The sequence below is a fragment of the Halorubrum rutilum genome (genome assembly GCF_024494565.1).
The window spans coordinates 364,332-374,904 of the sequence record NZ_JANHDN010000005.1; the positions used below are offsets into that span (position 1 = coordinate 364,332).

Sequence of the window (10,573 nt, forward strand, 5' to 3'; positions counted from 1 at the left end):
TCCGTCGCCGTCGGTCACGCCCGCCGTCCGCGTCACCCGTACACACGTCACGGAGCGTCTCGCATCGCTTTTCACCGCGGGTCGCGCACTGGCGGTAATGAGCTATCGGATCGGCCTCGTCGGCAAGCCCTCGGTGGGGAAGTCGACGTTCTTCAACGCCGCGACGATGAACGACGTGCCCGAGGGTGCGTACCCGTTCACCACGATCGACCCGACCGTCGGCGAGGCGTACGTCCGCGTCGACTGCGCCGCCCCCGAGTTCGGCGAGACCTGTACGCCGAGCGTGGGGGTCTGCCGCGAGGGGACGCGGTTCGTCCCCGTGAAGCTCGTCGACGTGGCCGGGCTCGTCCCGGGCGCCCACGAGGGCCGCGGGCTCGGGAACCAGTTCCTCACCGACCTCAACGAGACCGACGTGCTGATCCACGTCGTCGACTTCTCCGGGAAGACGGACATCGAGGGCGAGGCGACCGAGGGCCACGACCCGCGCGAGGACATCGACTTCCTGGAGGAGGAGCTGGACGCGTGGTACCTCGACGTGTTGGAGAAAGGACTGGAGAAGTTCGAGACGCGCTACCACGGTGCGGACGCCGCGATCGAGGCGGAGCTCGCCGACCAGATGTCCGCGTTCGGCATCGACAAGGACCGGATGAAGCGGGTGATCCTCGCCGAGGGGTTAGAGCTCGACCCGGAGACGTGGGACGAGACCGACAAGACCGACCTCGCCCGCGAGATCCGCAAGCGGACGAAGCCGATGGTCGTCGCCGCCAACAAGATGGACACGCCCGAGGCGCAGGCGAACTGGGAGGAGATCACGGCCGACCCGGACTACGACCACCTCTCGTTCGTCCCCGCGAGCGCCCACGCGGAGAAGGCCCTCAAAACCGCGGACGAGGCGGGCGTCGTCGACTACGCGCCCGGCGAGCGCGACTTCGACGTCGTCGGCGACGTCTCCGGCGAGCAGGAAGCGGGCCTCGACAAGATCGCCGAGTTCGTCGCCGAGTACGAGGGTACTGGGGTTCAGGGCGCGCTCGAAGCCGCCGTCTTCGACGTGCTCGGCTGTATCGCGGTCTTCCCCGGTTCCGCGAACGGGAGTAAAGACGAGAAGGGCGTCTTCCGCGACTGCTTCGTCCTCCCCGAGGGGTCGACGACGGAGGACTTCGCGTACCACATCCACTCGGACATCGGCGAGGGGCTGCTCCACGGCACCGACTGTCGGAGCGGGCGCCAGGTCGGGGCCGACCGCGAGCTCTCCCACCGCGACGTGATCGAGCTCGTCTCCACGAAGCAGGCTGCGCCGTAGCCGCCCCGAACGCGACGCCGGCCCGGCGACCGCCGTGAACTCCGATCAGCTATTACCCGCCGGGGTCCAACCCGACCCCATGGAACGGACCGTCACGGTCGAACCCGAGGCCGGGCTCCACGCGCGCCCCGCCTCGAAGCTGGTACAGACGGCGAACCGATTCGACGCCGACGTGTCGATCGGCCGCGCCGACGACGGCGACGACGGCCTCGTCCGTGCCGACAGCATGCTCTCCGTCAGCGGGCTCAACGTCGAGCACGGCGAGTCGGTCCGCGTGGTCGCCGAGGGCCCCGACGCCGAGGCGGCGCTGGACGCGGTCTGCGACCTGCTCGCGAGTCCGGTCGAGGGGGAATCCGAGGCCGGAGGGAGCGGCGGCGACGCCGGGGACGCGCCGTGAGGACGCTCGACGGCGTCGGCAGCACGCCGCGCTCTGGCGTCGGCGCGGCGCGCTGGTACCGGCCGGACGCCGACCTGACGCTCCCCGACCGCCCCGACCCGGCCGCGGTCGACGCCGAGGCGGAACTGGAGCGGTACGATTCGGCCCGGGACGCCGCCCGGGAGGCCCTGCGCGACGCCCGCGACCGGACGGCCGAGCGCGTCGGGGAGGAAGAGGCGGCGGTGTTCGAGGCCCACGAGGGGTTCCTCGACGACCCGACGATAGTCGAGGACGTCGAGGCCGAGATCCGCGACGGGACCCCCGCGGCGCACGCCGTCGCGGACCGGTTCGACGAGGCGGTCGCGCAGTTCGAGGGGATGGAGGGGCGGATGGCCGAGCGCGCCGACGACCTGCGCGACGTGCGCGACCGGCTGCTCCGCGCGCTCCTCGACGCCGAGGGAGACGGACCGACCGGCGCCGCGGACCTCGCCGCGCTCCCCGAGGGCACGGTCCTGCTGGCGGAGCGGCTCACGCCGAGCGACACCGCCGCGCTCGACCCCGGGGCGGTCGCGGGAATCGCGACCGTCGAGGGCGGCCGCACCTCCCACGCCGCGATCATCGCGCGGTCGCTCGCGATCCCCGCGGTCGTCGGCGTCGGCGAGGCGCTCGAATCGGTCGCGGACGGGGAGACCGTCCTCGTCGACGGCGAGGCCGGCGAGGTCGTCGTCGACCCGGACGGGGCGCGCCGCGAAGCGGCGCGGGAGGCGGGCCCGGACGCGATCCGAGGGCGCGTCGAGACGGCCGACGGCCGGCCGGTCGAGGTCGCGGCCAACGTCGGCGGCGAGGCCGAGCTGGGGCCGGCCGCCGAGCGCGGCGCCGACGGCGTCGGGCTGTTCCGCACGGAGTTCCTCTTCGTCGATCGCGAGTCGCCGCCGACCGAGGACGAGCAGTACGAGGCGGTCGCGGCCGCGCTGTCGGCGTTCGACGACCCGGACGACCGCGTCGTCGTACGCACCCTCGACGTCGGCGGCGACAAGCCGGTTCCCTACCTGGACCTCCCCGACGAGCCGAACCCGTTCCTCGGGCGGCGCGGGATCCGGCTGTCGCTCGACGAGCACGCGGACCTCTTCGAGACGCAGCTCCGGGCGCTGCTCCGCGCCGCGGCGACCGAGGCGGGCGACGGGCTCGCCGTGATGTTCCCCCTCGTGACGCGGGTCGAGGAGGTCGAGCGCGCGGTCGCGACCGTCGAGTCGGTCGCCGACGACCTCGCGAGCGAGGGCGTCGACCACGCGGTCCCGGAGCTGGGCGCGATGGTGGAGACGCCGGCGGCGGCGTTCCTCGCCGACGCGCTCGCGGAGCGGCTGGACTTCCTGAGCGTCGGGACGAACGACCTCGCTCAGTACGTGATGGCGGCCGACCGCGGCAGCGACGCCGTCGCGGAGTACCACGACCCGCTCCACCCGGCGGTGCTGCGTGCTCTCGACCGCACGACGGCGGCCGCCGAGGGGAGCGACGCCTGGGTCGGGATCTGCGGCGAGATGGCCGGCGACCCGGCGCTGACGGAGCTGCTCGTCGGGCTCGGCTTCGACGAGCTCAGCATGAGCGCCGTGACGGCGCCCGAGGTGAAGGCGCGGGTGCGCGAGGTCGACGCCGACGCCGCGGCGTCCCTCGCGAGCGACGCGCTCGCCTGCGAGACGCGCCGCGAGGTCCTCGACGTGCTGGGGCTCGACGACCGCGGGCCGTAGCCCGAACCGAGAGGAGAGAGGGACGGCCCCGCCTCAGAGCTTCTCGACGTCGCGCGCCGCCTCCGCCTGCTCGCGGACGGACGCTATCGTGGCCGACGGGTCGGTGGCCGCGACCGCCGCGTTGACCGCGCCCTCGAGGACGGGGGCGTCGGCGATGACCGCCTCGGCGTCGCTCAGTTCGACGGCGACGTCCGCGTTCATCACCGCGCTGCCGAGGTCGACGAGGACGACGACGCCGTCGGACTCCTCTCCCCCGGCTTCGCCGCCCGCGCCGGCCGCCGCGTCGATGGCGTCCTCGATCGCGTCCGGGACGGTGCCGATCCCGCCGTTCCCGTCGCCGCCGACCGGCTCGATCCGGGTGTCGCCGGCCATCTCGGCGGCGATCTCCGCGATCCCCTCGGCGGCGCGCTCGCTGTGCGAGACGACGACGATCCCGACCATCAGTCGCCCTCCAAGTCGGCCCCTCCGGCGGGGCCGTCCTCCGCGGCCTCGTCAGGATCGTCGTCCGGGATCGTCGGTGACGCGGCGTCCGTCTCGGGGACGTCGACGCCGAGCCGGTCGGCGGCGACGACGAGCAGCTCTTCGAGGATGAACAGCGCGCTCGTCGCCCCCGGGTCCTGGTGGCCGACCGAGCGCCAGCCGAGGTAGGAGGCCCGGCCCTTTCGGGCGCGGATCGGGACGGTGAACGCCACGCCGCGCTCGGCGGCGGCGACCGCCTTCGCCAGCGCCTCGATCGGCGGGAGGTCGTCGACCTCGATCGACTTCTTGAAGGTGTGGACCGCGGGCGTCAGCGCGTCCACCACCGTCTGGTCGCCGACGCGCGCGTCGCCCCGGTCCTCGACCTTCTCTAGGTACGTCTCCGCGAACGCGACCGCGCTCTCGGGGGTGATCCCGTCGCCGAGCTCGCCCGCCGCGAACACGAGCGACCCGCCGAACAGCGGGCCTGAGGCGCCGCCGACCTCCCCCATCAGCGTCTTGCCGACCGTCTTCGCGACGGTCTCCGGGTCGGGGTCGTCGAGGTCGCGCGCGGCGTCGGCGGCCGCGGCCCAGCCGCGCGCCATGTTCCCGCCGTGGTCGGCGTCGCCGATGGCGGAGTCCAGCTGGGTCAGGTGGTCGCGCTCGTCCTCGATGCGCTCGGCGACCGCCTCGACCGCCGCGACGACCGCCGCGCCGTCGTCGGTCGCCGGGTCGTCTCCGGTCGCAGCGCCGTCGTCGCTCATTTCGTCGTCAGCGCCGGGGTGTCGGCCGGCGCGTCGAACAGCTCCTTCAGCTCGTCGTCGACCGCGCACACCGTGATCGACGCGCCGGCCATGTCGAGCGAGGTCATGTAGTCGCCGACCCACGCGTCGTACGTCTCCAGGCCGCGCTCGCCGAGCAGCTCCTGGAGCCGACGGTTGACGACGAACAGCTCCATCTGCGGGGTCGCGCCCATCCCGTTGACGACCGTGAGCACCTCTTGCCCCTCGTCGAGGTCGTCGAGGACCGCCTCCGTCAGGTGCTCGGTGACCTCGTCGGCGGGCATCGCCTCGGTGCGCTCGGTGCCCGGCTCGCCGTGGATCCCGATCCCGAGCTCGATCTCGTCGTCGCCCAGGTCGAAGGTGGGCTCGCCCTTCTCGGGGGTGACGCAGGAGGTGAGCGCGGTGCCCATCGTGCCGACGTTGTCGATCACCTTCTCCGCGACGCGCTTAACCTCCGAGAGGTCGGCGCCCTGCGCCGCCTTCGCGCCCGCGGCCTTGTGGACGAGGATCGTCCCGCAGACGCCGCGCCGCCCGGACGTGTACAGCGAGTCCTCGACCGCCACGTCGTCGTTCACCACGACGCTCTCGACCTCGATCCCCTCCATCTCCGCGAGCTCGATGGCGGTCTCGAAGTTCATCACGTCGCCCTCGTAGTTCTTGATGATCGCGAGGACGCCGTCGCCCGCGTCGCAGGCCCCGATCAGCTCCTCGAACTCGTCCGCGGTCGGCGAGGAGAACACGTCGCCCGCGGCCGCCCCGTCTAACATTCCGTCGCCGATGTACCCCGCATGGGTCGGCTCGTGGCCGCTGCCGCCGCCGGTCACAAGCGCCACCTTGTCGTCGACCGGCGCGTCGTCGCGGACGAGTACCTGCGTCTCCGGGAGCCGGCGGAGGCGGTCCGGGTGCGCCGCGGTCATCCCGTCGAGCATCTCGTCGACGACGTCGTCCGGGTCGTTGATCAGCTTCTTCATGATCGTTGGTAACATCTCGTCCGGACCGGTTAAACGTAGTGGGGCCCTCGGCGACCGCCGGAGGAACGCGACCGCGATCGCACGGACCGCGGCGACCGCGGAGCGCGCCGCCGCGCCTCAGAGCACCCAGCTGGCGAGGACGCCGATCACCGCCGCCGCGCCGAGGACCGTCAGCGCGCCGCCGAAGAGCGGCGAGTCGGCGAGCAGCGGGACGCCGATCGCCACCGCCACGAGACCGGCGAGCAAGAGGACGATTTTGAGGACGACGGTGGGGACCAACTCCAGGATAACGTCGAAGACGATCTCGAATATCTCGTCGAGCATGGTTTCGAGGGCGTCCGTGGATGACTGCTGACTGGTACAAATATTCGGTGGTCGGAGGTCCCGACGTCCACGCCGCCGGCTCAACCCGCTCAGCGCCCCCGTCTCGGTGTACGCGTTCGTCGCCGCGTATCCCCGGCGACCCCTCCCGAGCCGGCCTCGCCGGAGCGGTTTCGATGGGACCGCAGTTCCGGTACGTCGGCGCGCTGGTCCGGCGAGACGACGCCGCCGACCGACGGAAGGACCGACAGCGGCCGGTTGCGGCGGCTCACGACACCGCGTCGCGGACCGCGGCGGGGACGTCCGTCCGGTCGACCTCCCGAACCGACGCGGTGTCGGGATCCGACGGCCCGTACTTGTACCCCGACCCGGTCAGTATCACGGCGACGTCGTCCGCGGCGTCGAACTCCCCGGCCGTGGCGAGCTCCCGCACGGCGGCTGTGGCCACGGCGCAGGACGGCTCGACGGAGACCCCGGCGTCGGCCGCGAGGCGGTCCGTCTCGTCGATCATCGCCTCCTCGGCGACGGAGACGACGCCCCCGTCCGTCTCCGCGACCGCGGCCAGCGCCCGGTTCCCGCTCGGCGGGTCGGCGTTGTTGATCGAGACGGCCGCCGTCGGCTCCCCCTCGACCGGCTCGACGCGCGACCTCCCGCGTCGGTACGCCCGCGCGATCGGATCGCACCGCGCGGCCTGCGCGAGGTAGATCCGCGGTACCGACGGGAGCAGTCCGGCGGCGTCCAGCTCTCGGAGCGCTTTCCAGACCCCGCTCGCCTGCCCGCCGCTGCTGACCGGCAGGACGATCGCGTCGGGGGCGTCGGGGGCGAACGCCTCGCAGATCTCGTACGCGACCGTCTTCTGTCCGGCCACGCGGAGCGGGGCGTCCGAGTTGAGGAACGCGGCGCCGAGGTCGCCGTCGACGGTGTCGCGGTAGAGCCGCCCGTAGTCCCCGCGGACCCGGAACAGGTGCGGGTCGTGTTGGGCGATCATCGCGAGCCGGGAGTCGGGGGTGTCCTCGGCCACGAGGATGACCGCTTCGCGGTCCGCCGCGGCGGCGTGAGCGGCGACGCTCAGCGCCATGTTGCCGTGCGAGACCGTTCCGATCGGGCCGTCCGCTCGGCAGACACCGACGGCCGTTCCCCGGTCCTTGAAGCTCCCCGTCGGGTTGACGCCCTCGACCTTGAGATGGATCCGGGGGCCGTCCGTCGGTTCGATAGACGGCGCCCGAAACAGCGGCGTCCCCCCGGCAGCGGCGGCGAATCCGGTCGGCGCCGCCGCGGGGAGCACGGAGTCGTAACGCCAGAGGGTGTCCCGTCCGAGCGTCGCGTCGCCCCCCGTCGTTCCGCTCGCGTCGGACCAGTCGAACGACGCGGTGTCGGGCTCGAACCAGAGCGGCTCGCCGCAGCGACAGCGGACCGCGTCGCCGAACGCGTACGTCTCGCCGCAGTCGTAACAGGCCAATCGGTCCATACCACCCCCTCGCGCGCGGCCTACAAATGACTGGTCACGGGAGAACGGGACCGTTTCGACCGAGCACGCCTCGAACGCGCTCTCGACGATGTAGCGGCGTCGCTGGAGGATTAGAACGACGAAATTGGGTGGCTGGGGAGTCCCAGCCCACCAATCCCGAGCGGCCGAAGGCCGCCCGCGAAGCAGGTGGGCCAACACGGATTTGAACCGTGGACCTCCCGGTTATCAGCCGAGCGCTCAACCTGACTGAGCTATTGGCCCAGGTGAGCGCATTCGGTCGTTGCGCGGGTAGGATTTTAAGGGTTTCCTTTCGACAGTCCGCCGCCGTCTCGCGGTTTTAACGTCCCGCGCCGCGATCCTCTCGCGGTCAGTCGGTTCGCTCGGACTCCTCGTCTTCGACCGTGAAGTCGACGTCGACCACGTCGTCGGCGCGGTCCGGGTCGTCGAAACGGTCGCCGCCGTCGCCGCTCCCGCCGCTTCCCCCGTCCGTCGCTCCACCGGACCCACCGGCGCCGCCCGCACCGGGGAAGTCGTCGGGGTCGTCGCCGGCGGGGCCGTCGAACCCGTCGCCGCCGAATCCCCCGCCGCCCATCGTGAAGCCGGCCCCGCCGCCGTCGCCGCCGGGGAAGCCGCCGATGTACACGTTGCCGGAGGCGAAGCCCCCGCTCTCGCCGTCGAGGTACGGCACCACGACGTACTTCTTGAGCGCCATGCGGATCGGGACTCGCGAGAGCGGGAGCGCGAGCAGGAAGCCGACCGCGTCGGTGACGAGCCCGGGCGTGAGCAGGAACGCGCCGGCGGCGATCAGGAGGCCGCCGTCGAGCAGCTCGTCGGTCGGGGGCTCGCCGCGGGCCAGCTTGCGCTGGACGCGCGCGAGCGTCGCCCGCCCCTCGGCGCGCAGGAGGAGCATCCCGAGCACGGCGGTCAACACGACCAGCGCGACCGTGACCGCCCACCCCAGCCGCGTCGCGACCACGATCAGGAACAGCGCGTCCACGAGGGGGACGACGAGCAGCAGCGCGAGCAGCGTGCGCGGGCGCATACCACGAGCGTTCCGGCCGGGGACTCATAGCCCTTTTCGTCCGGCCGGGGGCCGACCCGACCGCCGGCGACGCCCGACCGCGCTCGCGTCGGGGCGATCCGCGACCGCCACGGCTTTGAGCGACGGGGCCGACCCGAGCGTATGGACATCGTCGGCGCGCTCGGACGCGACCCCCCGGAGCGCGAGCCGCTGCCGCGGTGGGTCGCGCCCCTGCCGGAGGCGCTGGAGGACGTCGCCTTCCGGTTCGCGTGGGTCATCGTCGCGATCAACCTCGTCGGCACCGCGTTCGGCTTCTGGTACTACCGGTTCCAGTTCCGGGAAGTGCCCGTCGAGATGTGGGCGTTCGTCCCGGACAGCCCGGGCGCGACGCTGCTCATCGCGCTCGCGCTCGCGGCGTGGGCGGTCGGGCGGTCGAGCGACACCCTCGCGACGCTCGCCTTCTTCGGCAACGTCAAGCTCGGGCTGTGGACCCCCTACGTGCTCGTCGTCTTCGCGCCGCGGTTCGTCGAGACGTCGGGGCCGCCGCTGTACGCGTTCCTCCTCGTGAGCCACCTCGGAATGGTCGTGCAGGCGTTCGTGCTCTACCGGATCACGGACTTCCCGCCGGGGGCGGTCGCCGTCGCGACCGCGTGGTACACGGTCGACCTCCTGATGGACTACTTCGTCCCCGTGACCGGCGGCGTGACCCACACCTCGCTGCCGTACGCCGACGCGACGCCGTGGTTCACCACGACGGTGCTGCAGGTCGCGGCCGCGGGCGCGGTCGTGCTCACCGTGATCCCGCTGTTCTGGACGCTCGGAACCCACGTCGAGAAGCTCCGGACGCGGTACGGACCCGGGGGCGACGGAGCGAGTCCCGACGGCGGCCGCCCGCGTCCCTGATTTAAGTTCACCGAGGGCGTCGGACGATCCATGAGCGTCTACGAGCGTATCGCGGAGCTGTCCGTGACCATCGAGTCCGTCGACCGGCGTCGGTACACCGGCGCGACCACCAGCGGCTTCGAGCGCACCACCACCGAGTTCCGGCTCGCCGGCGACGGCGTCGTCGGACGCGGCGAGGACGTGACCTACGAGACCGAGGACCATGACGCGCTCGCGGGGACCGACCCGATCGACATCGAGGGGGAGTGGACGATCGACGAGCTGTCGGCGCGGCTCGACAACGAGGATCTGTTCGCGCACGAGGCGCCGGAACGCGAGTACTCGCGGAGCTACCGCCGGTGGGCGGTCGAGAGCGCGGCGCTCGACCTGGCGCTCAGGCAGCGGGAGGAGTCGCTCGGCGCGTTCCTCGGCGTCGAGGCGTCGCCGGTGCGGTTCGTCGTCTCCACGCGCCTCGGCGAGCCGCCGACGACCGACCGCGTCGAGGAGCTGCTCGCGCTCGACGACGAGCTGGAGTTCAAGCTCGACCCGACGCCGGACTGGCCGGAGGAGGCGTTCGTGACGCTCCGGGAGACGGACGCCGTCCGGATCCTGGACCTCAAGGGCTGGTACGAGGGCACCGACGTGGACGCCGAGGCCGACCCCGAGCTGTACCGCGACGTGTTCGCCGCGTTCCCCGCCGCGGTCGTCGAGGACCCGGCGCTCACGCCGGCGACGCGGGCGCTCGTCGAGCCGCAGGCGGACCGGCTCTCCTTCGACTACCCGATCGACGGGGTCGAGAGCCTCGAATCGCTCCCGATCGACCCGGGGTACTGCAACATCAAACCGTCCCGGTTCGGCACCCTCGAATCGCTGTTTGAGACGATCGCGTACTGTCGGGAGCAGGGGATCGAGATGTACGGCGGCGGGCAGTTCGAACTCGCCAGCGGGCGGGACGCGATCCAGACGCTCGCCGCCCTCTTCTACCCCGACGGCCCGAACGACGTGGCGCCCCGGCCGTTCAATGACCCGAAGGCGTCGCCGCCGTACCCGATGAGCCCGCTTCGCCCCGACCGCGACGCGGTCGGCTTCGAGTTCTGACCTGACGCGATCTCGATCGGATATCGATACCGACGACATACCAGTACAACCGCGGTGGCGCGTGCCTCTGAGGCCGCCTCGGGGCCGAGGAGCACGCGCGAGGGAGTCGCGGGCGGCGCCAGCCGCCACCGACGAGGCTGGGGGGGCGGGAGG

The 10,573-nt window shown here is 72.5% G+C and carries 11 protein-coding genes and 1 tRNA gene; 5 read left to right on the forward strand and 7 right to left on the reverse strand.

What is annotated here, in order from left to right:
• Positions 1 to 97: 97 nt before the first annotated feature.
• From NO900_RS12905 to ptsP, 3 genes are all read left to right on the forward strand, one after another.
• Positions 98 to 1,300, forward strand: a complete 1,203-nt coding sequence (locus NO900_RS12905) for a redox-regulated ATPase YchF (RefSeq protein WP_256409624.1) — start codon at positions 98 to 100, stop codon at positions 1,298 to 1,300.
• A 79-nt stretch (positions 1,301 to 1,379) separates the two neighbouring features.
• A complete protein-coding gene (locus NO900_RS12910) occupies positions 1,380 to 1,697 on the forward strand; it encodes an HPr family phosphocarrier protein (RefSeq protein ID WP_256409625.1) in 318 nt (105 codons plus the stop codon).
• Positions 1,694 to 3,421, forward strand: coding sequence for a phosphoenolpyruvate--protein phosphotransferase (ptsP, locus tag NO900_RS12915; RefSeq protein WP_256409626.1), 1,728 nt, complete (start codon positions 1,694 to 1,696; stop codon positions 3,419 to 3,421). The genes NO900_RS12910 and ptsP overlap by 4 nt, the downstream gene beginning before the upstream one ends.
• A gap of 33 nt (positions 3,422 to 3,454) precedes the next feature.
• On the opposite strand, the gene NO900_RS12920 is transcribed toward ptsP, so the two are convergent.
• The 7 genes from NO900_RS12920 to NO900_RS12950 form a co-directional block, all read right to left on the reverse strand.
• A complete protein-coding gene (locus NO900_RS12920) occupies positions 3,455 to 3,862 on the reverse strand; it encodes a PTS sugar transporter subunit IIA domain-containing protein (RefSeq protein ID WP_256409627.1) in 408 nt (135 codons plus the stop codon).
• The gene (dhaL, locus tag NO900_RS12925; protein WP_256409628.1) at positions 3,862 to 4,641 is read right to left on the reverse strand and encodes a dihydroxyacetone kinase subunit DhaL; all 780 of its coding nucleotides are present in this window, start codon (positions 4,639 to 4,641) and stop codon (positions 3,862 to 3,864) included. The genes NO900_RS12920 and dhaL overlap by 1 nt, the downstream gene beginning before the upstream one ends.
• Positions 4,638 to 5,630: a dihydroxyacetone kinase subunit DhaK gene (gene dhaK / locus NO900_RS12930; RefSeq protein WP_256409629.1), complete on the reverse strand. Its 993-nt coding sequence runs from the start codon at positions 5,628 to 5,630 to the stop codon at positions 4,638 to 4,640. Before dhaK ends, dhaL begins: the two co-directional genes overlap by 4 nt.
• Positions 5,631 to 5,747: 117 nt before the next feature.
• On the reverse strand, positions 5,748 to 5,954 hold the full coding sequence (locus NO900_RS12935; RefSeq protein ID WP_256409630.1) for a hypothetical protein: 207 nt from the start codon (positions 5,952 to 5,954) through the stop codon (positions 5,748 to 5,750).
• A gap of 265 nt (positions 5,955 to 6,219) precedes the next feature.
• Positions 6,220 to 7,419: a threonine synthase gene (locus NO900_RS12940; protein WP_256409631.1), complete on the reverse strand. Its 1,200-nt coding sequence runs from the start codon at positions 7,417 to 7,419 to the stop codon at positions 6,220 to 6,222.
• 187 nt (positions 7,420 to 7,606) lie between these two features.
• Positions 7,607 to 7,680 (reverse strand) — tRNA-Ile (locus NO900_RS12945).
• A 106-nt stretch (positions 7,681 to 7,786) separates the two neighbouring features.
• Entirely contained in the window at positions 7,787 to 8,461 is a 675-nt protein-coding gene (locus NO900_RS12950; RefSeq protein ID WP_256409632.1) for an FxsA family protein, read from the reverse strand.
• Positions 8,462 to 8,602: 141 nt separating this feature from the next.
• Here NO900_RS12950 and NO900_RS12955 point away from each other — a divergent pair, with 141 nt between their 5' ends.
• Positions 8,603 to 9,343 (forward strand): DUF1405 domain-containing protein, encoded by a 741-nt coding sequence (locus NO900_RS12955; protein ID WP_256409633.1) that lies wholly within the window; start codon positions 8,603 to 8,605, stop codon positions 9,341 to 9,343.
• 30 nt (positions 9,344 to 9,373) lie between these two features.
• Positions 9,374 to 10,420 carry a hypothetical protein gene (locus NO900_RS12960; RefSeq protein ID WP_256409634.1) on the forward strand — a complete coding sequence of 349 codons (1,047 nt, stop codon included), beginning with the start codon at positions 9,374 to 9,376 and terminating at the stop codon, positions 10,418 to 10,420.
• The last annotated feature ends 153 nt before the right edge of the window (positions 10,421 to 10,573 follow it).